This is a genomic window from Chelativorans sp. AA-79 (assembly GCF_029457495.1).
Classification (GTDB): domain Bacteria; phylum Pseudomonadota; class Alphaproteobacteria; order Rhizobiales; family Rhizobiaceae; genus Chelativorans.
Map to the genome: position 1 here is coordinate 182280 of NZ_CP120363.1, position 26942 is coordinate 209221.

Genomic DNA, 26942 nt, shown 5'->3' on the forward strand with positions numbered 1-26942 from the left:
AGTGATTCGCGGATTTGCGATTCTCAGGTTGCTAGACCTAATGAGAAGGGCTTCCGCGCGGTGACGTTCGGGGGCCTTTTTCTTTTGCGGATTCAGTCTCCTGTCCCAGTTCTCTCCGATTTCCTGAACGCCTCATAGAGGCTATCCAGATTACTCGAAATCCAAGCGCCAAAGGTATTCCCGTCCTTCGACTTGAAAGACATTATCAAAGCGTTCTGGCCTTGCTTCATGCTGACGCGAACCGATTTGTCAGCAGGCGCCCAAAGCTCAGAGGCAGTTTCCGGTTGGGCTGGATTGTCCTTTAGCAGTTTTAGTACAGCCTCGAAGCGGTCGACACTCGTCAGCATTTTGAAGTCTGATGAGTTTGCGAGGCTTCTCCAGTCTGCCTTTGGGCGAGCCTCGAGCATATCAGCTAGAGCGACCCACCTTGGTCTTCCGAAGCCCGGAGCTGGCCCAATTGCCTCGACAAGCGTGATCGGTAACCGTCGCGCCAGCCCAATCATCTCGGACAAGACACCTTTGGAGCTCGTGCCGAACGTGGACATAATAACGGAACGAGACATGCCGCGCTCTTCAAGGCGAAGTGCGAACAGGGCGCGTTCGATAAAACTCAGATCCTTCCGCTCAAGATTTTCATTGCCTTGAGCGATAACCAATTCCTCATCCGACATTTCACGGACGACGGCCTTTACCCTTAGGCCGAGGGTTCGGAGAGCTGCGACGCGGCGATGGCCAAAAGCTAGCTGATACCGTCCGTCCCTTTGGGGGTTCGATCGAACGAGTACTGGGACGGCCTGCCCGTTCGCACGAATGCTCTCGACCAGGCTGCTAAACTCTTCACCCTCGTAATCGTCGAGTCGATCTTTGACGAACGAACCATCTATGAAGTCTGGTTCGATCTCGACGATTTTGGAGCCGTCAGCAAGTGCCTTCCGTAGCTCTTCTGCCTCTTTCGAAAGTCCGGAGATCGCTTCATTCATGCTTTGCAGCGCGCCTGATGCCACTTGGGGACGCTGCCGCTGCACTTTTGGGTTCTCAGTTGAGAACTCCGCGCTCGTCACAGGCATCAAGATATTTTTTAGCGCTTCGCGTCGCTTGGTCATTTCCGACCCCATGAATGTTTGACGAGATCCTCAATTTCGCCATTCACAGCATCCAGCGCTTCCATGGCCCTATCATAGGTCTGACGATGGAAATTTTCGCGACCGACCTCATAAAGAGTCTGCTTTGTGATCCCCGCATCCGAAATGGCCGCAGACTTCACCATCGCATTCGTAAGAACTCGATCGCCGAACAGGCTTCTCAATAGACCGGCAACTTGTGACTGGGAGCTATCGTTCGGCTCGTATCGCGTGAGGACATAGCGGAACCAATCATATCCGGCGTTGCCGCCTGCCTTCTCGACGACGTCGAATAAGCCTGCCGTCATGTGCAGAAACTGGCTCATAGAGGCGACATCCAGCATTTGCGGATGGATAGTCACCAACACCGAAGTCGCTGCGCACAGCGCGGACAGCGTCAGGTACCCGAGCGATGGCGGGCAATCGAGGATCACGATGTCGTAGTCATCCTCAACTCCTTTCAGCGCACCGGCCACGCGGGTGAAGAACATCCGATCTGCGGTCCGTCGGCCTTCGGTCAGCGCGCGTGGCGTCTCATGCTCAAATTCCTGTAGCTCAAGATTGCCGGGCACTATGTCGAGGCCGCTGAAGTATGTTTTCCTGATAACCCGGCTTATGAGGCGTTGCTGGTCGTCGTAGCGGATCGCACCGTATATCGTCTCGTTGGACCCGAGATCGAATTCGGGCTGAATACCGAACAGTGCAGATAAGGATGCCTGTGGATCGAGATCGACCGCAAGCACGCGATACCCACGCAGCGCGAAATATTGTGCCAAGTGAGCACTAGTGGTGGTCTTACCCGAACCGCCCTTGAAATTCGTAACGGCAATGACCTGCTGGTGTTCGTCACCTACCCGGCGGTTGATATAGTCCCGTTTATTTCGCCCGAGATGATCCCGGATCGCATGAACCTGTTCCAGCGTGTACAGCCTTCGGCCGGCCGAATTCTTTTCGGCTTCTGGAATCACCCCATCCAAGACCAATGTCCGAAGATATGCATCGCTGATTCCGATCAACTTCGCGGCTTCTCCAGCCATGAATCGCCGGAGTTCTTTTTGCTCTAGCGGCGCAAATGCACGTGCGCGCAACTGTTGAAGTTGAGCGCTGAGAATATCAGCATCAGCCTCGATCAGTCGCGTCAACGACTTTGGGGGCGATGCATGGTCGACTTTAATCAAATTGGCCTCGGCCATAAAAAACGCTCGACTGTGTTATTCGGCACTTTGAGCGTAAAATGACGTGAGTCTCTCGGGCGGTCAACAAATTAAGGGTTAACGAGACCTTAACGCGGGCAGTTGCGGCCGACCGCTTCGACGGTTCTCAGCTGAGAACGTCCTGGCGTTACGTTCAGGCGAGCTGCTGCTCTTCGGCGTCGCCGTTGAGCCAAACTCAAAACCCGACCACCCCTCGGCAGCATGGCACGGCCTAAATCGCTCGACGCGACACCCCGAAAAGCGGGCGGCCGTGAGATGCTACACACCCCAATCTAAACCGGGATCGATAGCGCCACCGATGTGCCCTTCTTAGGCGTAGAGGTGATAGTGAACTTCCCCTTGAAGGCGGTCAGTAGCTGGGCACACGCGGTTAGACCCAACCCGGTATGCGGCCCTGCTCGGGTCGAGAAAAATGGCGTCTTCGCCCGTGACAGAACTTCTGGCGCCATCCCAGGTCCATTGTCGACGATCTCCACGTCGAGCACCCGTTGTCTACGGAACCCTTTGGCTAACACCCGCGCTGCGATCTTGATGCAGGAATCCTGTCGGGTTCCGAGTGCCGTCTCCGCATTATTCATGATTTCTTCGAGGATCAGCCGCATCTGAAATGTCGGTACCCGCGCCTCGGCAGCTTCAGGTGCGACGTCAAGTTCGACGCGAATTCGGCAATTTTTGATCACTGGCTCCAGAACCTTCGAGAAGCTGTCCTTTCGAGTTTCGCTGTAAGCGTAGGCTATTCGTCCGAGGCGATTTGTGATGCCCTCAAGCTGTTCGACTGCTTCACGTGCCGCGGGGAGCATTTCGGGGTGCCTCGCGCTCGCTTGGTCCTGATAGCTAAGGAAAAGTTTTAGTGCCGCGACCCGTGTCCGGGTCATGTGCGCGTAGAGCGAGGAAAAGGACCGGAGCTGCTTTTCCTGTTTTCTGGTCAAGGCATTGCGCAGGTGAATGACCATATAGCCAATAGTCGCGAGAGCTACCGCCAGTGCGAACAGAAACCTGTTCCGCGAAGCAGCTTCCGCGATATGTGCAGAAGCGTTCAGCGTCTCAGCATGGGCTACAGCAGTTCCGGACACTTCGAACATTGTCTGTTCGAGATCGGGCATCATCTGGAGAGCGCGCTCGAATGATGTGGCGCCGGCGGCTATGGGCTCAAGATAATCCGCCAGCGCAACTTGCATCGCTCGCAGGAGTTCAACGTCGCGATCGCCGAGGAACTTTGGCACATACTCAAGCTTCAGAAGCTGGTTGACATTGGTGTTGAGCAGAAAAATCTGGCGGCCAAGATTGGCTTCCATCTGACCAGTTTCCGCGGCCAGCCGCAGATGTCCCTTTGCTCTCGCGAGATGCTCCCGAAGTTGAGTGGTCCGCCACTGGATCTCGAACGTCTGGCTGTAGGTGCGGATGGACTCCGCCCGATAATATTCGGACCGGAGAAAAGCCCATCCGCAGAGACCGAGCGCGATGCCAAGGCTGAGAAAGGGGAGGGCGGTTCGGAAACGTGAGTACGCGTTCTTCATGCCGCCGGCCGAACTGCGACCACGAACCATACCCAGATCGAGTTTCGCGCTGGCACATAGGCGGCCGGAAGCTGGTCGTATGGCCAAACTAGAAAGATCGGTCCCTGTTCTTCCGGGGATAGCGGTGTGAATTTCTGGCCGACCCTGCATCTGCCAGCTTGCAGGTCTTTTTCCACACAGGCCCGATCGATGGCAAAAATAGGCTGAAAGGCTTCGATCTCGTCGAGCGTGACCTCGGAGATGAAGTTGTCATAGGCAATGAATTGTACAGACTTCGCGGAGTCAATCCCGCCCTGCTGCAGCACGTCGGCGATCCTTGGACCGCGATAGCTGATGGTGTGTTCATCCGTCGTCCATGGCGTACGGGTTTCGAGGACAACATTCTCGAATTCCGATCGCAATTGATCGACGTGATATTGTTTGGGCGTCTTCAGTTGCTCGCCTTCAACCGTGAGAATGTAAGGATCGACGGGAGCCGCAAAGGCCGACGACATGACAAGGGTTAGTCCGGCGAACAAACCGAGGCGAATATTACGACGCAAGAGCAATCTCAGCATCGAATTCCCTTTCTCCATCGTCCCGTGCGAAGAGAACACACGGTCCACTCGATCCGCGGGGGTCATAGATCAAACCCTTTCGCCCCATGGCCGCCGTGATCGCGCGGACCCCCGACAGCCCATAAAGATGGTCGTGCAACTCCAGGAAGATGCATTCTACTCCCGGCAATCGGGCGTTCTGCAAAAGATCAAGTTCGGCCCCCTCGATGTCCATTACCAAGGCATTGATGCGGTTCTGCGAGATGAATGCATCGACGTCGCCCGATGTGATCTCGATGGCTTTTTCGTACGGCCCTTGGGAGGGGAAGCCCGAGGACATCCAGAGATCCGATCGTTGATAGAACGCAATTTTGCGGGGTGGCCCTGCCGCGAGGATGCCGTGGACTAGAACGACATTGTCGCCACAATTCGAGCTGATCACACGCTCGGCCAACCCGGCCGTATATGGATCCGCCTCGAAGCTCCAGACCCGGACGTCTTCGATATCAGCAATGATCGAGGTGATGATGCCCAAACCAGCGCCCAGCTCCAGGACGCGGTCACCTGGCCGAATGGCGCGACGGACGCGTCTTGCTTCGTTGGCTTCATAGTATTCGCTTGTGAGCGCATCCCAAACGGTAGCAGAAACCTCCTGGGCTGCAATTGGAACCCGCACACCATGAACGTAGAGCTCCTCCATCCCTCAAAGGCCCTTCGGCAGTCGACCCAATTTCAACAGTTTTGCCCGGGCCTGCTTATAGTATTTCTCGGCACTTGATGCATTGATGCCGGCTTTAAGCGCCATCGTTTCAAATATCTCTCGTCGACGTGTTCCTGGGGTTCGAGACATCATCATCCCCAGTATTTCTTCCTCTCGCGGCGATAGCGTTGGAAATCTCATCTCCGGCCGAGGGCTTTCCATCTGAGATAGTCGAAGCAGGAAATCGCCCTGGGCGATCTGGTCAACGACGAGGGGCAGGTCACCTTGGGAGAGGCCGGTTTTGCAAATATAGCCTTTAGCGCCCAGCAGCCGAAATGCCATTGCCTCGTCTTGGTCATAAGAGCCCGTGACAACAACATGTGTTGCTGCGGGTGCCGCCTTGACGATCGTCTCGACAACAAGCAGCCGATCCTCCCGCGAGGTCGGATCGAACCCAGGCAAACCTGGATCCGTAACGACGAGGTCGAAACGATCTTCCGCAAGAAGCTCTCGCGCGAGATCGAGCGTTGGCGCTCCTGCGAGATAACAATCCCGCAACCTTCCTCGGAGTTCGGCCATTAAGGCCAGGCGCATCAGGTCCTGATCTTCCACAACAAGGGCAAGATGCATATCGGCCTCCCGACACCTCGAGATCCCCCGCCGCCCAATAATCCTATTTGACCAATTTTTTGATCTGCAAGAAAGGGGATGGTGGCATCCCCCTCCCCACAAAACGGGAGTGGACCGTCCCCTTTCAATCAACTGCGATTGCTGACACTTAGATTCGGCAGCCTCTTGCAGCGATCAGCCCTCCCATCCGGGAAAGCGAATCTGGAGTGGCCAAATGAGGATTCGGCCAGCCAAGCCGCACTTTACAGTCCGACAAGCCGTATCACGACACCTCCGGAAGCGATCCGCGGTCAACCGCATGCACGCCTATGCTCGGTCTCCCTGGCGACTTCTGATCCGGCCGTTCGAGAGATTTGCAGGCTTTCAGGAACGAAGAGCGCTGCGGGCTCTGATCCAGCTGCAACCCAATTGTCTCCACGAAGCTGAGGAAAAGCTTGTCTATCTGCTGGCCCTCATGGCAGCGAATGCTGCTACTATATCTGCGAAGGACGTGCACTGCGCTATCGATACCCTGCGGCCGTTCAGGTCCCACTTGGCCGAAGCTTTCCTCCAGAAGGCCACGGAAAGCAGTTGCATTCGCCAGATTCCGGATCGGACTCTCGAACCACGGCCAGCGGAAGGTAGAGGCGTGGACCGCGCATATCGCACTACGCGTGTCGCTAGGCACCGTTTGTAACTCGATCTATTTTTTTAGATTGAACCAATGCCGTGTGACCTGCCCGTCTTCGTGCCGGATATCGAAATAGTACGGCTCGTCTCGCATCGGGCGAGGCATTGAAACGATTTCCTCGCAACCGTTGCGACCACCGAACCTAGACGGGCAGCTATTGCGCACCTGTACACAGAGATCATCCTGCCGACCGCCGTGATCTGGATTGCTGGACGCGATGCTCCACCCTGCTGGACATTCCTCATAGGCCTCGTAACCAGGCCTGCCGGTTCCGGCTTCGGGGCATGTTGGCCATGAAAAGCCCCATTTTCCCATCGCTGATATCAGCCTGTTCATCGGTGGATGGCATGCCGGAACCCCGCGCCAGGACGGATCCGAGGATGATGCGCACAGCAGCACCTCGCACCCCCATTCGCTCGCCTTGGCACGATCCAGCATCGAAGCGCCCATAGCCGCGATGATGACGGCCGCAATCGATGTCAGCCTGATAGGGTTCATGAGACATCTCCTTCGATCAGCCTATCGATCGGTTCGCCTGGGACGTTTGCGTGCATCCTCGAAGGGTGGCGAGATTTCGCTCGCTCGTTCAGCAAGCAGGTTGAAATCTGCGATCGGGCGTCGAGCCAATGTTCGGTCGATGGCTTTGGCGCGCCACTCCGGCATATCGAGTACGTAGGTCGCCCACATGCCGTGCCGGGTGGACATCGCGTAGCGCTGCCAGGTTAGGTATTCTGCAGGCGCCGGCGAGCTCACGCGCGCCCAGCCAACCCGCAACATCTCCAAGGCGAGGTCGCGGTTGCCCACCGTGCAGCGGCCGAGGAGAGCGCGATCGGGGGGGTGACCCTGTACGAGGCAGTGCACCTTCGTATTTCCAATTGCGCGTTTCAACCAAGCCTTCGCCAGTGGACCGCAGGGCACCGGCTTGGGGTTCGCGCTTTCTCTGTGCCGGTGCGGATCGTAGGACCATTGCGGCAATTCGCAGGCATCGATGGATGCAAGCCGCACCGTGTAACCTGATTCGGGGAACCAAAGAGTTCGGCCATCCATGACGGACGCGCGGCCTGTGATTTTCGATGACGCATCCGTGAAGGTACCAGAACGAGCTTCGGCGCCGTTAGGATGTCGCGCGCGCAAGATGTCGGCCGTGTAAACAGGAGAGGGAAGGGCGATCATGAGTAGTGCAATGGCGCTCGTCCGCAGACTCTGCCCTTTCATTGTTGGATCCTTCCGATGCGTTCGGACTGTCCAAGCAGAATGGCTGGATGCTGGACGTCGTCGAATTGCCAGAGACCAATCCCCTTTTCTCGAGCGGCCTGTTCCGCGACCGCGTAGGCTGCATGGTGGGGCAGGCCGCGTTCGTCGAGAGAGGCGAAGGCAAAGCCGGAAGAGATCAGCAAATTAGCGAGATCCAATCGGTCTGCACCGATCGTTGCATAGCAGGACACGAAGACCGTTCCGCCCGATTGCGCGACCTGCGCGCAGACAGGATCGGTATCGGCGATGTAGGCGGCAAAAACCGCCAGGGACGCCTCACCACAGTCGCGACGAGCGCCCGACTTGTCGGTAAAAGCCGTTCCCCGCAGACAGGCTTGCACGCCGAAAAGCCGAAAGTGTCGGCCGCCATCTTGCCAAGTGTCCCCACTCTCGAGTGTAACGCCAGGCTTCAGCTCGAAGTAGCCCTCCGGCGGCGCGGCCGTTGCCGGCGTCAAGCCGATGGTCACCGACAGCAAGAGGGCAGGGGGCTTCATTGGCCCGCAACCCTTGGATCTGCCCACATGCCGTAGCCGCGGCGACCGATGTCCTCGGCCTCTTTCAGATCGGCTCTTGTGGGTGTCCCGTCCGGCCGCTTTGCGACGCGGTGAGTGCCGAGCGAAACCAGCTGCTCCTCGAACATGTCGATTGAGTCGAGGCTGCCTGGGTAGTTGTAGTAGCCGTAGCAGGTTGCGTCTTGCGCCTGGGCCCCAGTCTCGCTGACAAACGCACGGCAGTAGATCACACGGGGAGACTGGAGCAGCGTTGCCAGACCCTGGCGAGCGTAATCGTCACAGGATCCAGCAAAACCTTCCTTGCGATTGACCATGTCACCCTTGCACGGCTCAATTCCGTAGAGGTGCACTGTCAGATTCGCATCGACGCGGAAGTCAGTAGGCGACACAGCCTTGAATCCGGAAGCCGACGCATAGCCTTTGCGCTCCGACACGTTCCCCTGGCCGTCGTAGTATTCCATGATCAGGACGGTCTTCCCGGGCGCCGCGAGCGATCGGACATAGGCCTCGTCCACCGGGCCGGCCGCATAGGCCGGCAGGCATGCGCTGATCGCCGCCATGCACCCGACCGCTCGCTTCATTTGCCGTCGCCTCCAGGTTGTCACTGTGCTCGACATTGACCTGCCTCCTCCCTCTTTGCAAGAAAAATCACAATCAAATTGACATTGTTTTTTCTCTCGCCTAACCATTCAAGCATCTATCGGTACAAGGTTTTGGATGCAGACCATGGGAAGCCGAGCGAAATCACCATCGGTAGCGCCGCTCCTGGCCGCGACAATTCTCACGAGTATCTGCGTGGCGCCGGGCAGAGCAGCACTGGCGTTTGAACTGCCAATGTCCACGCGTCTCCAGCACCATGAAGCCGAGGAAAATCGGCGAGAGGATGACGTCCTGTCCTCGGTCGACACTGTTGCCGAAGCCCATTGGGCGCGGTTGCCGGATGATTATGTGCTGGGGGAGGGTGGTCAGATCGTTCCCCGGAACCAGGCGCTCGAGCCGACCGGCGTGCCAGTATCTGAAACCGTCGAGCTTGAATTCGACGACAACCATTTTGATAGTGGCGTACTGCCTAGAATGTCGGAGTGCGGGCCGTCGCCGGCAACACCTGCTGAGATCACTCGCCTCGTCATCGAGGCTTCGCAGCGGCACAATGTCGACGCGGAATTCGCCGTCGCGGTCGTGACCGCCGAGAGCCGGCTCGATCGGTTGCGCAATTCTCCCAAGGGCGCGCGTGGGCCAATGCAACTCATGCCTGCGGCGGCCGAGCGATTCGGTGTGACCGATATCTGCGATCCGGAAGAGAACATCGATGGCGGGGTCCGCTACCTCCGCGAGCTCACCGACGAGTTCCGCAATCCGCTTCTCGTCGCCGCTGCCTATAACGCCGGTGAGGGACGTGTACGCGAGCATGGCGGCATTCCGCCCTTCAAGGAAACTCTTCGGTACGTCGCCGAAGTCCTCGACATCCAGATGGGCCTTGAAGGAAGCGGTTCGGCTGCGAGCACACAGGGTGACGTTGCCGATGAGCAGCGATCAAGCCCCGCCCGCGGAGTCATCACGACGCGCGAACGCCGCCAGTGGGTCGGCGGGGTCATGCATTTCTAGCCGGAGGTCACCATGAACGACGTTTCCAATTCGCCCGCTGCTCGGCCGGTGCCAATGCCGATAGCATTTGTCACGCTGCTCGCCATCTGTCTGGTGTTTGCAGAGCCGGCATTGGCGCAATCCTCTGGTGCCTTCGCGCCGCTGGAAACCGCGGTCCAGATGATCGTGGATTTCATCACCGGGCCGTTCGGACGGCTTCTCGCCATCATCGCTGTGATCGCGCTCGGCTTCCTCGCTTTCGCCGGACGCCTTTCCTGGTTCACCGCCGGCGCCGTGGTGCTGGGCATCGGGCTCGTTTTCGGCGCGCCGGCGATCGTGGACGAGATGATCGCGGCCGTGGGGAACTAAGAGATGGCCGAGTTCACCGACGAAAAGCCCCATCTGACGCCGCTGGTGATCGGCCTCACCCGACCGCCGATGATGTGGGGCATCCCGCTCAACGCCTTCTATATCATAGTGGGCTTCACGCTGATCGCCTTCCTGGTGAGCACCAGCTTCTGGTCGGCCTTGATGGCGCCGGTGATCTATCTCGCGCTCTTCGCGCTTTGCAGCCGCGATATCCGGATCCTTGATCTCGCCCAGGTCGTCGGCCGCCGCACACCGCGCACGCCGAACCGGCTGTTCTGGCGCACCAACTCTTATGGGCCATGACCATGTTGAACGTCGTCGTCGAAGAGCTGGGATTTGGGCGTGAGCGCCGGCGCGAACGGCTGATGTCGACCCACATTCCATATCTGCGCCATGTCGCCGACACCGTCATCGGCCTCGAAAGCGGTGCGATCCTTTCGGTGATCAGGTTGGATGGCTTGTTCTTTCAGACTGAGGATCAGGCCGAGCTCAATATGCGCGCGGCCGTCCAGAACACGCTGATCCGTGCGCTCGGCTCGAGCCGCTATTCGGTCTGGTCGACTGTGATCCGCAAGGAGGTCAAGCCCTCGATCGGCGGAGCGTTCTCCGACCCGTTCTGCGATCTTCTGAATACGCGCTATATGGCATCGCTGCGCGACAAGCGCATGTTCACCAACGAGCTCTACCTCACGATCGTCCGCTCCGGCATGCGTGGCGCGCTCGGCGCTGCCGAAGGATTTTCTCGATTGCTCGATCGCTCCTCCGGAAAAGAGGTGCTTGAGCAGCGGTTGCACGAACGCATCAACGAACTCGAAGAGATCGTCGGCAACGTCACGCGTGAACTGCAAAAGTACGGCGCCCGTCCGCTTGGCGTCGTTTACCGCGACGGCGAGCCGTATTCGGAACCCTGCGCCTTCCTCAACACGCTGCTCACCTGCGGCGTCGCGCGCGACATGCGCCTGCCCCGCATGGGCATCCGCAGTTATGTCGGGACGTCGCGCCTGCATTTCTCGAAGCGGACGCTGCAGGCACAGGGGCCAACCGAAGCGGAGAACCGCTTTGGCGCGATGCTGTCCATAAAAGAATATCCGCCATTCTCCGGGCCTGGGATGCTCGACGGGCTCCTGCAGATGAACCACGAGTTCATCTGCACCCAGTCGTTCACGCTTGCCGACAAGCCGATCGCGCAGGAGCGCATTTCCCGGCTGCAGCGCCAGATCCACGCGTCGGACGAATCGGGCAGCACCGTCGAGACCGATATCGATTTCGCGCTGAACAGCCTGCTCAACCAGGAAGCCGTCTTCGGCTATCACCATTTCAGCCTTTTGTGCCTCTCGCGCGACCTCGCTGGCCTCGACAAGGCCGTCGCCGAGCTCGGTTCCTGCCTCACAGACATGAACATCAACTGGCTGCGCGAAGACCTCAACATGGAGGCTTCGTTCTGGGCGCAGCTGCCGGGAAATCACGCCTACATCGCACGCTCCTGCATGCTGTCCAGCGCGAACTTTTCCGGCTTCTCGTCGCTGCACAATTTCGCGACTGGGTCGGTTCGTGGCAATCACTGGGGACTGCCGATTTCGATCCTCGAAACGACGTCGCAGACGCCCTACTGGTTCAATTTCCATCAGCGCGACATCGGCCATTTTCTTGTGACCGGTCCGACCGGTTCGGGCAAGACCGTGGCGTTGACCTTCCTGCTTGCGCAGGCCTTCCGAATCTCCCCTGAGCCACGGGCCGTCTTCTTCGACAAGGACCGCGGCGCCGAAATCTTCATCCGCGCCGTCGGCGGTGACTATGAGGTGCTGCAGCCGGGGGTCGCCACAGGCTTCAACCCGCTTCAACTGGAAAACAATGCGAAAAATCGCGAGTTCCTGCATCGTCTCCTCAAGGCCATGCTCGATCCGGCTGATGGCAGAGGCTTCTCCCAGGAAGAGGACGACACGCTTGAGCGGGCGATCGGGCGCATCTGCCAGGAGCCGGTCGAGCAGCGCACGCTGGCCAATCTCTCCGGCCTGCTGATGGGTAGGGCGCGCTCCGACGCCAACGATCTCCAGTCGCGCCTGCGCCCCTGGTTCGAGGGCGAGAAGGCTTGGCTCTTCAACGCGCCGCACGACGTGCTCTCGTTCTCCGGTCATCGGATCTTCGGCTTCGACATGACCCACATTCTCGACAATCAGGCCGCGCGGACACCGGCGCTGATGTATCTCTATCATAGGCTGGACGAGTTGCTCACCGGCGAACCGGTTCTCATCTTCATGGACGAGGGCTGGAAGCTCCTGCAGGACCCGGTCTTCTCCAACTACATCGTCGACAAGATGAAGACGATCCGAAAGCTCAACGGGATCGTCGGATTCGGCACCCAGTCAGCGGCCGACATTGCGCGTTCGCCGCAATCCCACACGCTGATCGAACAGTCCGCGACCAATCTACATTTCCCCAACCCACGCGCGGATGAGGAAAGCTACATCCGGCGCTTCGGACTGACCGCCAAGGAATACGCCTTCATTCGCAATACGCCGCCCGAGCGGCGGACATTTTTGATCAAGCACGGCAACGACTCCGTCATTGCCAGGCTCGACCTCGCCTCCATGCCGGACCTCGTGCGCGTGATGTCCGGTCGCAAGGAGACGATCGAGCAATGCGCGACACTTCGCGCACAGCTCGGCGACGATCCGGCGAACTGGTTGCCAGTGTTCTGCGGTTGGGAGCGAGCGGCATGATCAGACGTCTTTCCCTGCTTTTGGTCCTCGTAGCATCACCGGCCTTCGCTGACATTCCGACCATCGACGGCACTGTGCTCGACGAGCGCGAAGACCGCGACGAGAAAACCGGCGAGATCGAGACGGTCGACGAGGAGCGCTACGTCAACAATCAGAGCGTCACCTGCTCCATGTACCGACCGGGGCGCAAGGATGATCCTGTCGCCGCGGCGAATGCCAATCTTGCGGTCGCCGGCCTGGTTCGTCGGATCGCACGCGAGGAAGGTGTCGATGAGAACCAGTTCCTGGCGCTCGTCTACCAGGAGAGCCGCTTCAACCCCTGCGCCAAATCTCCAGCGGGGGCGATCGGGCTTGCCCAGTTGATGCCGGGAACCGCAGGCGATCTCGGCGTCGACCCCTACAATATCGAGCAGAACCTGCGCGGCGGGGCGCGTTACTACAAGCAGCAGCTTCGAAAGTACAACGGCAACGTCTCGCTGGCGCTTGCCGCCTACAATGCCGGCGCGGGGAACGTGAACAAATATGGTGGCATCCCGCCGTTCAAGGAGACGCAGGGCTATGTCGCCAACATAACCCAAAAATGGCTGCCGGCCTTCGGCGGCTCCGACAAGTCGGGCATTCCCCTCAACTATGGCGGTGGCGGCGCCTATGCGGGTGCCCGGACCAGCACCATGAACGCCATGGGCCTGACCGCGGCGATGGGGGAGGGGTCGGGCGATGTCTCATCCTGGCTGACGCAACTCGGCAATATGGGTTCCGGTACGATCCAGGACAGCTGGGACCACAATTCGGGCGCGCGTAACGCGAACATCGAGCTCATCAACCGGCTGATCCTGCTCGGCACGGCGTTCGCTGAACTCACAAATTCCAGCAACGCCATGACGCTCGGCGACCAGTCCGGCACCAACCGATCGACCCGTTACGAGACGGGCAACGACGACGACGATCGGCCGGTGGCCGGCTTCTGCGACGAGCGCGAAGGCTTTGTCTGGGATGCCGACGCAAAGGCCTGTGTTCAACGCATCGACCGCCAAGCGGACCTGCTTATCGAGACTCAGTGATGGAGATCGACATGAAACGTTTATTGGCATTCATAGCTTTCGTCAGCGCAAGCATCGCGCCGGCGGCAGCAGATATCCCGGTCATCGACAAGACGAACTACGCGGTCGCGCGCGACACGGCCGAAAAGACCGGCAAGATTCTCGATACCAACAAGGAGATCCTGACGACGGTCGAAGAGACCTTGAAGGCCGTCACGGGCGACCGCGGCGGCGACGCCGGCCCGCTCAAGGACATCGCGATCGGCAACGGTTTTAGCGTCTCCTCCATGCCGTCCTTTGACAGCATCCTGAAGAGCGGCATAGCCGATTTCGGATCTCTGGACCCCAACGTGGTTGAGGCGGCCACCATCTTTATCAACGGTCTTCAACTTGTCGAGTCACTGTCCGGTAAGACCGACAGCTCACTTGCGAGCGACAAATCTTATGAGGAACTGATGAAGACGGTGATGAGTGTCTCGGCGCTGATCACCGGATCGCAGGAGGCAGTCGAGACACGCCGCTCGGCGCTCGAAACAGCCGGCGGGCAGATCGGGCAAGCCGAAGACATCAAGGGATCGATCGACCAGAATACGCAACTTCAAATCCAGACGGGTCTGACGCTGAACGAGATGATCGGCGTGCTGAATGCAGGCGTACAATCGCTGCACGCTGAAAACCAACGCAAGCTTACCGACATGTCGAACACCAAAAAAGCGCTCCGCTACGAATGAGCCCTCCTCGATGCATTGCGACGGTGTTGGCGTTTGCCGTGGCTATCCTCGCAAGCGGATGCGGGACACCAAAGGAGAAGACCGCTCCGTGCAAGCGTCCGGCCAATCTATCGAGCTATGCCGACATGGGACACGATTGTGGGCCGATGAGGTCGATCAACGGAGACAGAACGGCAGCCTGGGCGGCGATAGAGCAACTGTCGCCAAAGGACGACAAGTAGGGCAGGGCGGTGGACGACTTCATAGGCGAACTGCTGGATCGGATCGACGCTTCGGGAGAGAACTTCTCTCAAAGCGCTTACGAGGCTCTGAGCCAGGATCTCGAGCCACTCCTTCGCCTGCTCTTCGTTCTGGCTGTCCTGTTTTACGGGGTTCAACTCTTCCTTGGGACGTCGAAACTAAGCGTCGCCGAGATCATCGGCCGGCTGGTGCGCGTGTTCGTCATCCTGATGCTGGTTGGCACATGGTCGAATTTCAACAATCTCGTCTATGACTGGCTGACGACGGTGCCGGAGGCGGCCGGGCGAGCTATTCTGGCGGCGTCCGGTACAGGCGTGACCGAGCCGACGAATGGCCTGTCACAGATCTGGGAAACAGCAAATGTCGCGGCAGCGGCGTTCTCTGAGCAGGCCGGTTATCTGTCTGTACTGCCTGCCTTGATTGGCATGATCATCATGGTCTTCGCAGGGCTGTTTGTGGCTATTGCCTTAGGAATTCTCGTTTTGGCCAAGGTTGTGCTGTGGGTGCTTCTCGGCACCGCACCGATCTTCATTGCCTGCTTTTTTTTCGATCTAACCCGTAGCTATGCGATGGGGTGGCTCAATCAGTCATTGCTCTATGCGATCATCCCCTTGTTCGTTTATGTCATCGCCGCGTTCCTGATCGCGGCAATGGAACCCGAGCTGACCACGATCGACAGCATTTCCGGCAACCGCGAACTGAAGCTCAGTGATTTCGCTGCGTTCATCATGCTTTGCCTTGCCGGGAGCTTCGTCCTCCTACAGGTGCAATCTCTCGCACAGGGGATAGCCGGAGGACTGGCGACACCGATCGGCTCGCGCTCTAGGCATCTGACAACCCGGGGAATCTTCTGGGGCCGTGCCGCCATCGGAACATCCGCTCGTCAGACGCAGGCAGCCGTCCATCGCGTTCAGGCACGTCTTCATTCGCCACGGCAGGATGGCGCAGGTGCCTCCATGCAGCGCGCGATCACCTCCAACGGAACGCCACGGCAGACATGACGGCAGGTCGATGCTCCGCCTTGAACGACAGGAACTGAGCCGGAATGGCAGAGAAGTCCGAAAGCGCCCTGCGATCCTACTTCCAGCAGGGGGACATCTGGGAACAGGAGATAGTCAAAAGGGCGAAACGTTCTGCCCGCGTGGCCTGGTTCTTCTCGATCGTATTTGCCGGGATCGCGGTGCTCAGCCTGCTTGCTGTGGTGCTGATGCTGCCACTGAAGAGTTTCGAGCCCTATGTCGTCACCGTCGACCGGACGACGGGCTATATCGAGGTCAAGTCGGGCCTGACACGGCCCGCCAATCTCACCGAGCAGCAGGCGATCACTCAAGCCAATGTGGTGCGCTACATTCGTGCGCGGGAAGGATACGATCCTTACGCCATCGAGGAGAATTTCGGCATCGCCGCACTTCTCTCCACGGCAGAAGCAGCGCGCGAGCTTCAGATCCTTTACAGCGCCGCCAACGACCAGAACCCAGCAAAGCTCTATGGACGCCTGAAGCGTGTCCTGGTCGAAATCAAGTCCGTCACATTTCCCAATTCCAGCACAGCAATTGTCAGGTTCTCGACCAACGAACGCAGCGATACAGAGTCCATCGTCCGACATTGGATCTCCGTCGTGCGCTTTCGGTATACCGACACGCCGATGCGCAACGAATGGCGCTTCGAGAACCCCCTCGGCTTCCAGGTTTATTCCTACCGTCGGGATCAGGAGACCGTTACGCAAGAGGGCGTCCAATGAGAAGCCGGGCCTTCGCCGTAACGCTTATCGCCCTCGGGTCCTTTGGGCATGGTCATGCAGCACAGACGCCGAAGGGCGGTTCCCTCGATGCGAGGGTGACGAGTGTCACTTATCAGGAAAACAATGTCGTTCAGGTGTTCGCCACCTACGGCATCTCGACCATGATCATCTTTGACGAGGAGGAAAAATTCGAAACGATCTCGCTCGGCGACACGGAAAGCTGGCAGGTCGTGCCGGCCGAGAAGGGTAACATCCTCTTCGTCAAGCCGATCGCCAAGGACGTGGCGACCAACATGAATGTCGTCACCGACAAGCGCATCTATTACCTGGAGCTGCACGATTTCGCGCCTGAGGCCGGACGCAAGGTATTTGGAATCCGGTTCCACTACCCCGAGAAGAATCTGAATGCCGCGTTGCGGCGGGAGGCCGAGCAACGCGCGGCCTGGCCGAACATCTCGGGCATCTACAAGGCCAACGTCAACATCGACTATTCGTTCTCCGGTGATGCTCGGCTGAAGCCGCTCATGGTCTTCGACGACGGCAACAAGACCTTTTTCAAGTTCAATGACCAAGTGCCGGCGATCTTCGCGGTCAACTCGGATTTCTCCGAAACGCTGCGAAACTTCCGCAGGGAGGGGGAGTACATCGTCGTCGACGGGACGGCGACCCAATTCACGTTGCGGGACGGCGACCAGTGGATCTGCATCTTCAATCTCAGAAAGCCGGATTTCGCTGCACCCGATCCGGCAATTTTGGGGCCGGTCGAAGATGACAAGGCCAAGCGCCGGCGTCGGAGCGGAAACTGATGAAGCGCTCCCCCGAACTCGAGGCTCTCGGTCAGGGCGACGACCCCGTCATCGCCGACAATGCTGCTCGTCGTAAGCAACTCGTCGGTGGCGCCGTTTTGGTCCTGCTGGGTCTTGTCGCCGGCTATATGGTTCTTGCTAACAGGCAGCCGCCGGTCCGCGATATGCTCGACGGCGACGAGGAGTTCACCACCACAACCTTTCGTCCTCCATCCTTCGTGCGCGAAGGCGAGCCGGAGCCGGAATCTCCAGCGCCGGAGACTGTCCAGATTCCGCCGCCACCGCCGCCTCCCCCACCGGCCGAGGAGGCCGATACGACCGAGTTCGAAGTACCACCACCCCCTGTCCCCGGCGCACCACCACCGCCGGAAGCGGTCGAAGCCCCAGCTGAGGAATTTCCCGAGCGTTTTCGCTCGAAACTGGTCGTGGTCGACAATGCCGCTACCAGCGAGCAAGGCAGCTTGACCGGAAACGGAGGGGAGGGGCTTACCGTCGCCGGTGAGGATCGCAGCAGCAAATTCCTGGCCGCGGCATCGAGCATTGGCGACCGCGGCGTCAAGGCAAAGAAGATCGAACGCATTGACGCGCTCGTTCCTGAGGGAACGCTGATCCCCGGCATCCTCGAGACGGCAATCGTCAGCGATCTGCCGGGCCAGGTGAGGGCAATCGTTTCGCAGGACGTCTATTCCTTTGACGGAAGACGCATTCTGATTCCAACCGGCACCCGCCTTATCGGAGAGTACCAGTCCGAGATCACACGTGGCCAGACAAGAATCTTCGTCGTCTGGACCCGCATGTTGCGCGATGATGGCGTCTCGGTTCGGCTGAACTCGATCGGCGCGGACAGTCTGGGCCGCGCCGGCCTGACCGGGCGCGTCGACAATAAGTTCCGCGAGCGCTTTGGGGCGGCCATTCTGCTGTCGGTGGTCGGCGCCGGCGCCAGCTATCTCACCGGTTACGGAAGCGAGGCCACGGCTGGAGATAGCGACGATGCGCAGAACGCCGAGGAACTGGCCCGCGAGACCCTCGCGCAGACCTTCTCCGACATGGCCAACCAGGCATTGGGCGACTCCTTGCGCATTCCACCGACGATAAGCGTGAGCCAAGGCGAGCGCATCTTCGTCTTCGTCCGTCAGGACCTCGATTTTTCCGCCATGTACGAGGATCCCGTTACCGAGGCACTGAGGGAGATCCGTCGTGAACGTAGTCTCGACTAGCTTCGCGGCAGAGCAGAAGCATCATTTCCTCAACCGGGCGCTTGAGCCGCTGGGGCCATTTCTCGATGACAGCCAGGTCGTCGAGATCTCCATCAACTCCCCGGGCCAGGTTTATGTGGAGCGGCTGGGCTCGGCCCACATGGAACACTATGAAATACCCGAGCTCACCGGCGATGAGATCGTCAACATCGGCGAGCGCGTCGCGGCCACGACCAATCAGTTCATCAATCGATCAAGTCCGATGCTCAGCGCCGCCCTGCCGACAGGACAGCGGATACAGGTCGTCTTGCCGCCGGCGGCGGCCGATGGCGGCGCCGTTTCGATTCGCAAGCAGGTTATCAGCAACTTCACTCTCGACGACTACCGCGATCAGGGATCGCTTGACCAGGTGACGGTCGCTGTCGGCGGTCTCAGCGAAACGGATCACGCATTGATCGAACGGCTGTCTGCCAGGGACATCTACGGCTTCATACGAACGGCCATCGTCAATCGCGTTTCGATCCTGATCAGTGGCGGCACTTCGAGCGGCAAGACGACATTTCTCAACGCCTGCCTCAAATCCGTCGATCCGAATGAGCGGATCATCACGTTGGAAGACACACGGGAACTGTTTCCGCCTCAGAAGAACGCTGTGCATCTGCTTGCCTCCCGCGGCGATCAGGGAACTGCCAGCGTGACGATCCAGTCTCTGCTCGAAGCTTCGTTGCGCATGAGGCCAGATCGCCTGTTCGTCGGAGAGGTGAGGGGAGCGGAGGCCTTCGCCTTCCTGCGCGCCATCAATACCGGCCATCCAGGCTCCATGTCGACCGTCCATGCCGACACCCCGTTGGGCGCTTACGAGCAGCTCGCCATGATGGTTATGCAGTCAGGCCTGTCGGCCGCCTATCCGAAAGCGGATCTGATCTCGTACATCCAGAACGTCATCCCGATCGTGATCCAGTTGCGCAGGGACGGCGGCCGTCGTGGCGTTTCGGAAATCTTCTTCGCGCGCGGACGGACGGATGCGTCATGACCGGGTCGCTCCGCGTGTTCTATTTCGGCTTTTGCCTGACCGTCGCTTTTGCCGTGTGGCTGTTGGCTTATGGCCTCGGTTTGCAGTTGCTGTATGGCGATGGTCGGATCCTGCAAGCGACCATCACGACAAATCCCTTTGCCCCGTTTCAGCAGCTCATCGCCTATGGCGATAGCGGCGTCCTGCGCGTCATGGCGCTTGGCGCTCTGATCCCTGCGGTGGTTGTCGCGGGGATCGTCGTCTATGTCGGCCTTCGACCGGACTCGAGCCCGCTCGGTGACGCCCGCTTCCAGACCGCCATGTCACTTCGCCGTGATGGATGGTTTAGGAGGAAGGGCAAAATCCTTGGCCGTTTCGGGCGTCGGATTCTTCGCGTCGACGACGATCGGCATCATCTGGTCATCGGGCCGACCCGCTCGGGGAAGGGGGCTTGCTACGTTGTCCCCAACGCGCTTTCGCATGAAGGCTCGATGATCGTCACCGATTTGAAGGGCGAGATATTCCGCAGCACGGCCGGCTATCGCAAATCGAGGGGCAGTCAGGTCTTCCTCTTCGCGCCGGGATCGGAACGGTCGCATCGCTACAACCCGCTCGACTTCATCCGGCCGGACCGCGGCGACCGTACCACCGACATCCAGAACATCGCAGCGATTCTCGTTCCGGAGATCACCGAATCCGAGAATTCGATCTGGCAGGCTACCGCCCAGCAGGTCATCGCCGGCGTCATCAGCTACATCAACGAAAGCCTCTACTATGAGGGACATCGCAATCTCGGCGAGGTCACGTCATTCTTCAACAGCGGCTCCAATCTCCAGGCCATGATGACGCTCATCAAGGAGCGAGAACCCTACCTCTCTCGCTTCACGACGGAGAGCTTCAACGCTTACATCGCGCTGTCCGAGCGCGCCGCCGCTTCTGCGCTCCTCGACATCCAGAAAGCCCTGCGGCCGTTCCGCAACGAGCGCGTCGTGGCAGCAACATCGGTGACCGACATGGACCTGCGGGCATTGAAGCGCCGCCCCATCTCTATCTACCTCGCGCCCAACGTCACCGACATCGTACTGCTGCGGCCGTTACTTGCGCTCTTCGTGCAACAGACTCTCGACACCCTCTTGCTCGAGCATGTGGAGCGCTCCGTGCCGGTCTACTTCCTGCTCGACGAGTTCCGGCAGTTGAAGAAGATGACCGAGATCACGAACAAGCTGCCCTACGTCGCTGGCTACAACGTCAAGATGGCATTCGTCATACAGGACCTGAAGAACCTGGACGAGATCTATGGTGAAACATCTCGCCATTCATTGATGGGTAATTGCGGCTACCAGCTGATCTTCGGTGCCAACGATCAAGCGACGGCGGAAGCCGTGTCCAAAGGCCTGGGCAAGCACACCGTCCGCTATAAGACCGAGTCCCGGACGATCGAACTGATGGGCCTGCATCGTCGCACTAAGGTGGAGCAACTGCGGGAACGCGACCTGATGATGCCGCAAGAGGTACGGCAGATGCCAGGAGACAAGTTGGTCATCCTGGCCGAAGGGCAGGGGCCGGTCTTCGCTGACAAGCTGCGGTTCTTCCGGACGTCGCCGTTCCGGGAGATGGAAAGGTTCTCACAGGCCCACTTGCCCGATGTACCGGCAACCGAGTTCCTGCCACAGCGGCCAGTTCCAGCGACAACCGTCGCGTATGTTGGCGAACAGATGGAAGCTTCTAATCCGGAGGAACTAAGAGCCGCCACGGAGAACGTGGAAAGGCCTCACCCCAAAGGATTGGTGGCAACTCAAAGCGTGGCCACCGCGAGCGTCGGCGAGCAGCCGTTGGCGCCTGTGGTCAGACGGGCGTCGGCGCGACGCCGCTCGGGCAGCGCCACGCCGAGCTCGCTCGATACGGATTTCGTGAAGGCCGCACGGCGGTTGAAGTCGCTCGCAACGGGGGCGGGCAAACCCGGAAAGCCGCGCGACAAATCAGAACACTGGGGTCGGATCTTCGACGCCACCGTCCCTGACGAGATCGAGATCGCCGAGACCGAGGCTGTATAGTCGCCTCAGGTAGTCCGGCCGCCCGCGTCCTCGGCAGTCACATTGCGGATTTAATATTAAAATCAATAACTTAGTTCCACACGCTATCTTATGCAACTTCACATCGACCAAAGAAGTGACAACGGCGCGGCCTGCAGCATTTCACCAAATGGCGTCACCCGATCATGGTCATGCAGTACGAGTCCGCGCACGAAGCGGTCGCCTACCGCTTCCTGCAGCTGGCGCAGCCCGCGAAAATCCTGGGCCCGTACCGTTGCGCTGGCCTTCACCTCGATCCCGATGATTCTCCCGCGACGATCTTCGATGACAACATCGACCTCGTCCTGATCCTTGGTTCGGTAGTGCGAGAATGAGACGCGTCTTTCCGACCAAGATGCGAGTTTGAGGAGCTCCGACACGACGAAAGTCTCGAGCAAGGGGCCGAAGCGCGTCCGATCTTGCTGCAGCGTTCCATCCTCATCCTCACGCAAGGTCGCTAAAAGCCCGCTGTCGAGAAAATGCAACTTCGGCGTCTTGACGAGGCGGCTCAACCGGTTGCTCGACCACGGCGCCAAGGTCCGGATCAGGAAAAGACGCTCGAGGATCGCCACATACTTCTGTGCCGTCACGCTCGACAGGCCGAGAGCGGCGCCGAAACTGGAATGATTGACGAGTTGACCTGCGTGCTCCGCCAGCACCGCGAGAAGCCGCGGCAGCCGATCAAGTTGGTCAATATTTGCGATGTCACGGACATCCCGATCTAGGATCTGTGTCACATAGTCTTCGAGCCAGGCAGTGCGGCGCGCCTGGGTTGATCGCCGCAATGCCTCCGGATACCCGCCGCCGAGGATGAGCGACATCAGTTCGTCGCCGAGCACTACATCGTCCGTAACGGCCAAGTCCTCACCAGCGTACAGGCGATCCAGCAGACGTCCTGGCGTTGAGCGGAGCTCTGATTGGGCAAACGGCAAGAGCGAGATCGTCGCCATCCTGCCGGCGAGGGAATCGGCGATCGCCGGCACCGTGGCGAGATTGGCTGATCCGGTCAGAAGAAACCGGCCGGGAGCATCGTCGCGATCGACGCTCTCCTTGATTGCCAGCATGAGTTCTGGCGCGCGCTGCACCTCGTCAATGACCGCGCGGTCGATGCCTCTGACGAAGCCCACGGGATCGGCGCGCGCCGCGCTTAAGGCGCCCGCATCATCGAGAGTGATATACGGTCGGGCTGCTCCAGAGAACTGCTTGGCCAAAGTTGATTTTCCGGCCTGCCGTGGGCCGATGATCAGGACAACGCGGGTATCCTCCAGCGCCGCCTCGACGAGCGGGCGGACCTTCCGATCGATGATTTTGCGCGGCGATATCGAGTCAATCATGCGTCCATCTTTAACGCAAGTCTCGTCCATTTTAAAGTGACGTGACGGCCAATCTCCATGATGCGCCGAGGCGGCGCGAGACGTAACCCGGTGGATTTCTCGTAAACACTCATTATACTGCGTCGCTGTTTACTGCGCGTTCTGTTCCTTCTCGGCTATGAAGCTGAGGACGGTGGTAGCGCAAAACCTGCGACGGATGCGTCATGGCAAAGGCATGTCGCAGGAGGAATTGGCCGCGCAAGCCGGCCTGTATCGAACCTATGTCGGCCACCTGGAGCGTGAAGTCCATTCTCCCACCGTCGACATGCTGGAGAAGTTGGCAGAGATCCTTGACGTTGCCCCAACCGACTTCTTCATCGATCCGCCCCCCCCGATCCCAGACCGCCCCGCGAGAAAGCGAAGACGGACATGATCCCGTGGATGTCATCGTGGGGAGCCGTCTGTGCGCCCGACGCCAGTCGCTCGGCATGAGCCAGCGGAAGCTGGGGGCACTCCTCGGCGTCAGCTTCCAGCAGATCCAGAAATATGAGCGCGGGACAAACCGCATGGCTGTGACCATGTTGGTGCGAGCAGCCGCCGCGCTGAACGCACCGGTGTCGTTCTTCTTAGAGGGCGTCGGTCCTCAGATCGACGCGCCCGCGCAACCAAGGCTCCACGGAGGCGACATCATGGTTGCGCAGAACTTGGCAAAGATCGAGGATCGCAAGGTCCGCGCAGCGTTTCGAACCCTCATTCGGGCACTGGCACAGGACTGACGATCAGGCGCACCGCGTTCGCGACACCTTCCGGCTATGACTGCGCGATTGCCCAGCCTGTCGCATCGATCGTGATGATGTCGCTTGAATTGTCCTTCAGACGTCTTGTGCGCTGCTTTTAGCTCAACACAAACTCCCTGATCGGAGCAACCCAACTATCGACCGTACGGTAGAGACCAACCAGCCACGTCTCGACGGTGCCAAGCTCGGGGCCGAAATAGATGAGCGGCGCCACAATCGCGAACGCCAGGATTGCGATCGAGACGAAGCCATCCGGTCGATCTTCCGAGCCCTCTGGCGGCGGAAGCTGATTGTTACGCCAGTCGCTCTTCATGACCAACTCCTACCTTTCCCGATCGTCGCGATCGCGATCTTGTCGCTCCTCGAGTTCCTGTTCAATCTGCCGAAGACGCGGTACATGCTGCTGCGGCGGATCCGATCTGGCAAGTTCCGCATCGGCGGCTTGTTTCCTTTCAAGGGGTCGGTCTTCGGGATGCCTTGTTCGTTGCTCGAACGGCATGGTCGCCTGCTGCTCGACGATCTGGTCATCCTGCTCTGGCGTCGAACGGACTTCTCGACCCGGATCGCGATGTTGCTCGGCTTCGGCAGCACCCTGGAACCCACCGGGCGTCCCGTCGGTCCGGCGGTTTGCGCCGGCGTCGATTGAAGCAGCTTTCTGTTCCCTGTCTTCGCTCCTGTCGCTGCGCATTTTCTCGGCACGGGACGTCTCGATGTGATCGATCGCGCGCTGCAGATCCTGGTCCGATTTCGCGACTTCGCGCATGTAGCGGTTGTCGTCACCGACCGCCATTTCGGCGGCCCGGTTGATTTCTCGCTCGAGCCCTGCCCGGTAACTCGCCGTGAAGGACTGCGACAGCTCACCCGCTTCGATCCGCTCGATCCCCTCGCGATAGTGACTGACCTCAACGAGGACGTCGTTCGCTGTTTCGACCGCCTCCAGTCCGAACCGCGCCACGGCCGCATTCCACCGGGCATTGGGATCCTCAAACCTATCGTCATGCCAGCCGCGAGCTCGCTGCCCGCCCTCGCGGTCAACCTGGCGTTCGGTGAATTCGAGATACTCCCGACGGATGTCGACCACTTCGCGCGCTGCCGCGGCGATCTCGTCGAAGTCGGCACGATCCGTATCGTTGAGCGTCTGCTCCACGGACGAAAGAACCGCTTCTACACGATCTTCGTAGGCCTCGAACTCCGGACGCGTCATCTCTCGCATCGGTCTATCCTCACCATTCACGAACTCGGTCAACTCTATCATATTGGTGATGTTTTTGATAGGTTCGCTTTCATTGTCTACCAAAACACGCTCATTTTGAGTGTTCTCTGTCAATCCTTCCAGACGACCCATCTGAAGCATTGCAAAGGTGCCCTCGCGGGTGCCGCCCGCCTCGTTGGCAAGATCACTCCAGGCCTCGGCAGCTGTTGCCGCGTAGTGCCGGCTGCGATCGGTGGTTGCGAGGTTGATCTCGTTCGACCGCTTGGCCCGATAGCGGCTATGCGCGGCTGAGCTCGTGCCTTCGTGCTCGGTGCGGCCGCTATAGCTGACGGGCCGGACCTGATTGCGTGTGTATGCCGGTGCGCTGGCAAACTCCCGGCGGTCGGTCAGCTCCATGTCGATGCCCTGCTCACGCGCCTTTTCTGCCATCATGGAACGCCATTCCCGGAACATCTGCGGGCTGGTGACGATCCGGTCGCCGGTCTCCGAGCGCATGGTGACGATCGCGTGGGCATGAATGTGTGGCCGCTTGCCGCCCTCGGCCACTTCCTTTGGATCGAGCGCCGGATCGTGAACGGCAAACACATAGCGATGCCCGGAGAACTGTTCGCCGAGGAACTCGCGCACGGCAGCTTCGAAGGCCGCCCCATCCGTCCCGGCTCTGGCCGACACGATCAGGTGCATGACGTCCCTGCCCTTGCGGCTGTGCAATTCCCTACGCCATTCTTTCTGAACAAGATCGCCGGCCTGCGTGGCGTCGCCGATCACCTTGCCAGTGTCGTCGCGGACCTCTCCCTCGGCTCCGGCGACCAACTCGCGAACACGCGCCGTGCCCCACTCCACGCCGTTGCCGTAGCCATGGAACCGGAAGCGCGCCTCGGCATCCTGCCCGGTATCGGAACCATCAAAACGCTGTTGGACGATCTCTGCAGCCTTTCGGTCACCGGTCAGACGTTCGCCCTCCCCATCGCGCAGTACGACGACACCTGAGACATAGAATTCGTCCGAAGTTCGCTCCTGCGCGGTGTAAGCGAAACGCCGATCGCCAAAACCCGCGCGCAGGATCTCGCGCAGCTGGTCGTCCTGGTCGACGTCACCGTGCAGCGATGCCCCATCGACCGAGACATGAAAGACGCCGAGATCCCGGCTGGCAGTGCGATTGTCGAAGAGATGCTCCCACTCGGCGCGCTGTTCAGCTAGCGCGTCCCTTCCGAACACCCTTTCGCCGCGCTCATTCTCGACGGCGAGCTCCCCGCTCCGCGACGTATAGCTCATCATCGCGCCGGCACGGGCGCCGCCGCCGTAGGAGGCCAACTTGACCACGGCAGGCTGACTTCCGCGCGCCAGCGCGCCAAAGCGCGTCCGCATAGACCGGCCGGCCGGCCTCGCGCCACCACGCGACGACCGCACGCCGCTTCCGCCCTGCCGGCGCCGCGCTTGGCCAAAGCCGCCCAGCCCCTCCTCGCCAACCCGCGCCACCCCTCCCCTTCGCGGCTCATCCCAGTCGCTCTTATCAGAATGACCGACCTGCATTTCATGCATCAGCATGGCGCGCCGTCGTTCCCATTCGCGCTCGAAGGCGCCCGGGAAAAACTCCATCAGACGCCCTCCCCGCGCCGGGCAGCCGCCGAACGCCGCGTCATCTGAGCCAACTCGGCTGCGAGCGCGGTCGCAACGCCATACGCATCCTTGATGCTGCCCGCGACATCACTTTCGACCGGCGCCCTGCCAGTGTTGATCGCCCTGGCAATCTGATTGAGGTTGCCGCCGATCGCACGCATACCGTCGGCGAGCAGGCCGAGCACCAAGCGATCCCCCTCCCCGAGAAACGGCCGCACGCCGGCGCCCTCCATCGACAGCGATCTGACAAACGCTGAAACGGTCATCCCTACTGTGCGCGCAGCATCCTCCAGTGCATCGAATTCGGCTGGCGAGAAGCGGATATGCGCCACCC

At 59.8% G+C, this 26942-nt stretch carries 29 protein-coding genes; 15 read left to right on the forward strand and 14 right to left on the reverse strand.

All coding sequences use genetic code 11. From position 1 onward, the window contains the following. Positions 1 to 92: 92 nt before the first annotated feature. The 10 genes from repB to PVE73_RS28070 all read right to left on the reverse strand — a co-directional run bounded on the left by repB (position 93) and on the right by PVE73_RS28070 (position 8735). Positions 93 to 1103 (reverse strand): plasmid partitioning protein RepB, encoded by a 1011-nt coding sequence (gene repB, locus PVE73_RS28025; RefSeq protein WP_277367830.1) that lies wholly within the window; start codon positions 1101 to 1103, stop codon positions 93 to 95. Continuing rightward, on the reverse strand, positions 1100 to 2314 hold the full coding sequence (gene repA / locus PVE73_RS28030; RefSeq protein WP_277367831.1) for a plasmid partitioning protein RepA: 1215 nt from the start codon (positions 2312 to 2314) through the stop codon (positions 1100 to 1102). Before repA ends, repB begins: the two co-directional genes overlap by 4 nt. A 293-nt stretch (positions 2315 to 2607) precedes the next feature. Continuing rightward, entirely contained in the window at positions 2608 to 3852 is a 1245-nt protein-coding gene (locus tag PVE73_RS28035; RefSeq protein ID WP_277367832.1) for a HAMP domain-containing sensor histidine kinase, read from the reverse strand. Further along, positions 3849 to 4409 carry a hypothetical protein gene (locus PVE73_RS28040; RefSeq protein WP_277367833.1) on the reverse strand — a complete coding sequence of 187 codons (561 nt, stop codon included), beginning with the start codon at positions 4407 to 4409 and terminating at the stop codon, positions 3849 to 3851. Before PVE73_RS28040 ends, PVE73_RS28035 begins: the two co-directional genes overlap by 4 nt. Continuing rightward, entirely contained in the window at positions 4384 to 5088 is a 705-nt protein-coding gene (locus PVE73_RS28045) for an FkbM family methyltransferase (RefSeq protein WP_277367834.1), read from the reverse strand. Before PVE73_RS28045 ends, PVE73_RS28040 begins: the two co-directional genes overlap by 26 nt. 3 nt (positions 5089 to 5091) lie before the next feature. Beyond that, the gene (locus tag PVE73_RS28050; protein WP_277367835.1) at positions 5092 to 5718 is read right to left on the reverse strand and encodes a response regulator; all 627 of its coding nucleotides are present in this window, start codon (positions 5716 to 5718) and stop codon (positions 5092 to 5094) included. Between the two features lie 682 nt (positions 5719 to 6400). Beyond that, positions 6401 to 6886 carry a hypothetical protein gene (locus PVE73_RS28055; protein WP_277367836.1) on the reverse strand — a complete coding sequence of 162 codons (486 nt, stop codon included), beginning with the start codon at positions 6884 to 6886 and terminating at the stop codon, positions 6401 to 6403. A 21-nt stretch (positions 6887 to 6907) separates the two neighbouring features. Continuing rightward, positions 6908 to 7603 (reverse strand): thermonuclease family protein, encoded by a 696-nt coding sequence (locus tag PVE73_RS28060; RefSeq protein ID WP_277367837.1) that lies wholly within the window; start codon positions 7601 to 7603, stop codon positions 6908 to 6910. Beyond that, the gene (locus PVE73_RS28065; protein WP_277367838.1) at positions 7600 to 8136 is read right to left on the reverse strand and encodes a thermonuclease family protein; all 537 of its coding nucleotides are present in this window, start codon (positions 8134 to 8136) and stop codon (positions 7600 to 7602) included. The genes PVE73_RS28060 and PVE73_RS28065 overlap by 4 nt, the downstream gene beginning before the upstream one ends. Next, complete coding sequence (locus PVE73_RS28070) at positions 8133 to 8735, reverse strand: hypothetical protein (protein ID WP_277367839.1); 603 nt, start codon at positions 8733 to 8735, stop codon at positions 8133 to 8135. Before PVE73_RS28070 ends, PVE73_RS28065 begins: the two co-directional genes overlap by 4 nt. A gap of 253 nt (positions 8736 to 8988) precedes the next feature. Between PVE73_RS28070 and PVE73_RS28075 the strand changes: the two genes are divergently transcribed. From PVE73_RS28075 to PVE73_RS28135, 13 genes are read left to right on the forward strand one after another with little or no spacing between them, the layout of a single operon-like run. Continuing rightward, positions 8989 to 9759, forward strand: coding sequence for a lytic transglycosylase domain-containing protein (locus tag PVE73_RS28075; protein WP_277367840.1), 771 nt, complete (start codon positions 8989 to 8991; stop codon positions 9757 to 9759). A gap of 54 nt (positions 9760 to 9813) precedes the next feature. Then, on the forward strand, positions 9814 to 10107 hold the full coding sequence (locus PVE73_RS28080; protein WP_277367973.1) for a TrbC/VirB2 family protein: 294 nt from the start codon (positions 9814 to 9816) through the stop codon (positions 10105 to 10107). A gap of 3 nt (positions 10108 to 10110) precedes the next feature. Then, complete coding sequence (locus PVE73_RS28085; protein ID WP_277367841.1) at positions 10111 to 10410, forward strand: VirB3 family type IV secretion system protein; 300 nt, start codon at positions 10111 to 10113, stop codon at positions 10408 to 10410. Between the two features lie 2 nt (positions 10411 to 10412). Continuing rightward, entirely contained in the window at positions 10413 to 12827 is a 2415-nt protein-coding gene (locus PVE73_RS28090) for a VirB4 family type IV secretion system protein (RefSeq protein WP_277367842.1), read from the forward strand. After that, complete coding sequence (locus PVE73_RS28095; RefSeq protein WP_277367843.1) at positions 12824 to 13888, forward strand: lytic transglycosylase domain-containing protein; 1065 nt, start codon at positions 12824 to 12826, stop codon at positions 13886 to 13888. Before PVE73_RS28090 ends, PVE73_RS28095 begins: the two co-directional genes overlap by 4 nt. Positions 13889 to 13899: 11 nt before the next feature. After that, the gene (locus PVE73_RS28100) at positions 13900 to 14598 is read left to right on the forward strand and encodes a type IV secretion system protein (RefSeq protein ID WP_277367974.1); all 699 of its coding nucleotides are present in this window, start codon (positions 13900 to 13902) and stop codon (positions 14596 to 14598) included. After that, positions 14595 to 14819, forward strand: coding sequence for a hypothetical protein (locus tag PVE73_RS28105; protein ID WP_277367844.1), 225 nt, complete (start codon positions 14595 to 14597; stop codon positions 14817 to 14819). The genes PVE73_RS28100 and PVE73_RS28105 overlap by 4 nt, the downstream gene beginning before the upstream one ends. Before the next feature lie 9 nt (positions 14820 to 14828). Then, positions 14829 to 15839 (forward strand): type IV secretion system protein, encoded by a 1011-nt coding sequence (locus PVE73_RS28110; RefSeq protein ID WP_277367845.1) that lies wholly within the window; start codon positions 14829 to 14831, stop codon positions 15837 to 15839. A 44-nt stretch (positions 15840 to 15883) separates the two neighbouring features. Then, positions 15884 to 16579, forward strand: a complete 696-nt coding sequence (locus tag PVE73_RS28115; RefSeq protein ID WP_277367846.1) for a type IV secretion system protein — start codon at positions 15884 to 15886, stop codon at positions 16577 to 16579. Further along, the gene (locus PVE73_RS28120) at positions 16576 to 17385 is read left to right on the forward strand and encodes a TrbG/VirB9 family P-type conjugative transfer protein (protein WP_277367847.1); all 810 of its coding nucleotides are present in this window, start codon (positions 16576 to 16578) and stop codon (positions 17383 to 17385) included. Before PVE73_RS28115 ends, PVE73_RS28120 begins: the two co-directional genes overlap by 4 nt. Continuing rightward, complete coding sequence (gene virB10, locus PVE73_RS28125; RefSeq protein ID WP_277367848.1) at positions 17385 to 18602, forward strand: type IV secretion system protein VirB10; 1218 nt, start codon at positions 17385 to 17387, stop codon at positions 18600 to 18602. The genes PVE73_RS28120 and virB10 overlap by 1 nt, the downstream gene beginning before the upstream one ends. Continuing rightward, positions 18583 to 19614: a P-type DNA transfer ATPase VirB11 gene (virB11, locus tag PVE73_RS28130; RefSeq protein WP_277367849.1), complete on the forward strand. Its 1032-nt coding sequence runs from the start codon at positions 18583 to 18585 to the stop codon at positions 19612 to 19614. Before virB10 ends, virB11 begins: the two co-directional genes overlap by 20 nt. Then, positions 19611 to 21647, forward strand: coding sequence for a type IV secretory system conjugative DNA transfer family protein (locus PVE73_RS28135; protein ID WP_277367850.1), 2037 nt, complete (start codon positions 19611 to 19613; stop codon positions 21645 to 21647). The genes virB11 and PVE73_RS28135 overlap by 4 nt, the downstream gene beginning before the upstream one ends. 98 nt (positions 21648 to 21745) lie before the next feature. Here PVE73_RS28135 and PVE73_RS28140 read toward each other — a convergent pair whose 3' ends face one another. Beyond that, the gene (locus tag PVE73_RS28140; RefSeq protein WP_277367851.1) at positions 21746 to 22999 is read right to left on the reverse strand and encodes an ATP-binding protein; all 1254 of its coding nucleotides are present in this window, start codon (positions 22997 to 22999) and stop codon (positions 21746 to 21748) included. A gap of 214 nt (positions 23000 to 23213) precedes the next feature. Between PVE73_RS28140 and PVE73_RS28145 the strand changes: the two genes are divergently transcribed. Both PVE73_RS28145 and PVE73_RS28150 read left to right on the forward strand, forming a co-directional pair. Then, positions 23214 to 23411 carry a helix-turn-helix transcriptional regulator gene (locus PVE73_RS28145; RefSeq protein ID WP_346772429.1) on the forward strand — a complete coding sequence of 66 codons (198 nt, stop codon included), beginning with the start codon at positions 23214 to 23216 and terminating at the stop codon, positions 23409 to 23411. 4 nt (positions 23412 to 23415) lie between these two features. Further along, positions 23416 to 23754, forward strand: coding sequence for a helix-turn-helix transcriptional regulator (locus tag PVE73_RS28150; protein ID WP_277367853.1), 339 nt, complete (start codon positions 23416 to 23418; stop codon positions 23752 to 23754). Positions 23755 to 23872: 118 nt separating this feature from the next. Here PVE73_RS28150 and PVE73_RS28155 read toward each other — a convergent pair whose 3' ends face one another. The 3 genes from PVE73_RS28155 to mobC are packed head-to-tail and all read right to left on the reverse strand — an operon-like array spanning position 23873 to position 26940. Continuing rightward, positions 23873 to 24088, reverse strand: a complete 216-nt coding sequence (locus PVE73_RS28155) for a hypothetical protein (protein WP_277367854.1) — start codon at positions 24086 to 24088, stop codon at positions 23873 to 23875. A gap of 9 nt (positions 24089 to 24097) precedes the next feature. Continuing rightward, on the reverse strand, positions 24098 to 26587 hold the full coding sequence (locus tag PVE73_RS28160; protein ID WP_277367855.1) for a hypothetical protein: 2490 nt from the start codon (positions 26585 to 26587) through the stop codon (positions 24098 to 24100). After that, positions 26587 to 26940, reverse strand: a complete 354-nt coding sequence (mobC, locus tag PVE73_RS28165) for a plasmid mobilization relaxosome protein MobC (RefSeq protein WP_277367856.1) — start codon at positions 26938 to 26940, stop codon at positions 26587 to 26589. Before mobC ends, PVE73_RS28160 begins: the two co-directional genes overlap by 1 nt. Positions 26941 to 26942 lie beyond the last annotated feature (2 nt).

Excerpts from the sequence above, each read along its gene's own strand:
- repB (WP_277367830.1), bottom strand. The coding sequence starts at position 1,103 with ATGACCAAGCGACGCGAAGCGCTAAAAAATATCTTGATGCCTGTGACG.
- repA (WP_277367831.1), bottom strand. The coding sequence starts at position 2,314 with ATGGCCGAGGCCAATTTGATTAAAGTCGACCATGCATCGCCCCCAAAG.
- PVE73_RS28035 (WP_277367832.1), bottom strand. The coding sequence starts at position 3,852 with ATGAAGAACGCGTACTCACGTTTCCGAACCGCCCTCCCCTTTCTCAGC.
- PVE73_RS28040 (WP_277367833.1), bottom strand. The coding sequence starts at position 4,409 with ATGCTGAGATTGCTCTTGCGTCGTAATATTCGCCTCGGTTTGTTCGCC.
- PVE73_RS28045 (WP_277367834.1), bottom strand. The coding sequence starts at position 5,088 with ATGGAGGAGCTCTACGTTCATGGTGTGCGGGTTCCAATTGCAGCCCAG.
- PVE73_RS28050 (WP_277367835.1), bottom strand. The coding sequence starts at position 5,718 with ATGCATCTTGCCCTTGTTGTGGAAGATCAGGACCTGATGCGCCTGGCC.
- PVE73_RS28055 (WP_277367836.1), bottom strand. The coding sequence starts at position 6,886 with ATGAACCCTATCAGGCTGACATCGATTGCGGCCGTCATCATCGCGGCT.
- PVE73_RS28060 (WP_277367837.1), bottom strand. The coding sequence starts at position 7,603 with ATGAAAGGGCAGAGTCTGCGGACGAGCGCCATTGCACTACTCATGATC.
- PVE73_RS28065 (WP_277367838.1), bottom strand. The coding sequence starts at position 8,136 with ATGAAGCCCCCTGCCCTCTTGCTGTCGGTGACCATCGGCTTGACGCCG.
- PVE73_RS28070 (WP_277367839.1), bottom strand. The coding sequence starts at position 8,735 with ATGAAGCGAGCGGTCGGGTGCATGGCGGCGATCAGCGCATGCCTGCCG.
- PVE73_RS28075 (WP_277367840.1), top strand. The coding sequence starts at position 8,989 with ATGTCCACGCGTCTCCAGCACCATGAAGCCGAGGAAAATCGGCGAGAG.
- PVE73_RS28080 (WP_277367973.1), top strand. The coding sequence starts at position 9,814 with ATGCCGATAGCATTTGTCACGCTGCTCGCCATCTGTCTGGTGTTTGCA.
- PVE73_RS28085 (WP_277367841.1), top strand. The coding sequence starts at position 10,111 with ATGGCCGAGTTCACCGACGAAAAGCCCCATCTGACGCCGCTGGTGATC.
- PVE73_RS28090 (WP_277367842.1), top strand. The coding sequence starts at position 10,413 with ATGTTGAACGTCGTCGTCGAAGAGCTGGGATTTGGGCGTGAGCGCCGG.
- PVE73_RS28095 (WP_277367843.1), top strand. The coding sequence starts at position 12,824 with ATGATCAGACGTCTTTCCCTGCTTTTGGTCCTCGTAGCATCACCGGCC.
- PVE73_RS28100 (WP_277367974.1), top strand. The coding sequence starts at position 13,900 with ATGAAACGTTTATTGGCATTCATAGCTTTCGTCAGCGCAAGCATCGCG.
- PVE73_RS28105 (WP_277367844.1), top strand. The coding sequence starts at position 14,595 with ATGAGCCCTCCTCGATGCATTGCGACGGTGTTGGCGTTTGCCGTGGCT.
- PVE73_RS28115 (WP_277367846.1), top strand. The coding sequence starts at position 15,884 with ATGGCAGAGAAGTCCGAAAGCGCCCTGCGATCCTACTTCCAGCAGGGG.
- PVE73_RS28120 (WP_277367847.1), top strand. The coding sequence starts at position 16,576 with ATGAGAAGCCGGGCCTTCGCCGTAACGCTTATCGCCCTCGGGTCCTTT.
- virB10 (WP_277367848.1), top strand. The coding sequence starts at position 17,385 with ATGAAGCGCTCCCCCGAACTCGAGGCTCTCGGTCAGGGCGACGACCCC.
- PVE73_RS28135 (WP_277367850.1), top strand. The coding sequence starts at position 19,611 with ATGACCGGGTCGCTCCGCGTGTTCTATTTCGGCTTTTGCCTGACCGTC.
- PVE73_RS28140 (WP_277367851.1), bottom strand. The coding sequence starts at position 22,999 with ATGATTGACTCGATATCGCCGCGCAAAATCATCGATCGGAAGGTCCGC.
- PVE73_RS28145 (WP_346772429.1), top strand. The coding sequence starts at position 23,214 with ATGTCGCAGGAGGAATTGGCCGCGCAAGCCGGCCTGTATCGAACCTAT.
- PVE73_RS28155 (WP_277367854.1), bottom strand. The coding sequence starts at position 24,088 with ATGAAGAGCGACTGGCGTAACAATCAGCTTCCGCCGCCAGAGGGCTCG.
- PVE73_RS28160 (WP_277367855.1), bottom strand. The coding sequence starts at position 26,587 with ATGGAGTTTTTCCCGGGCGCCTTCGAGCGCGAATGGGAACGACGGCGC.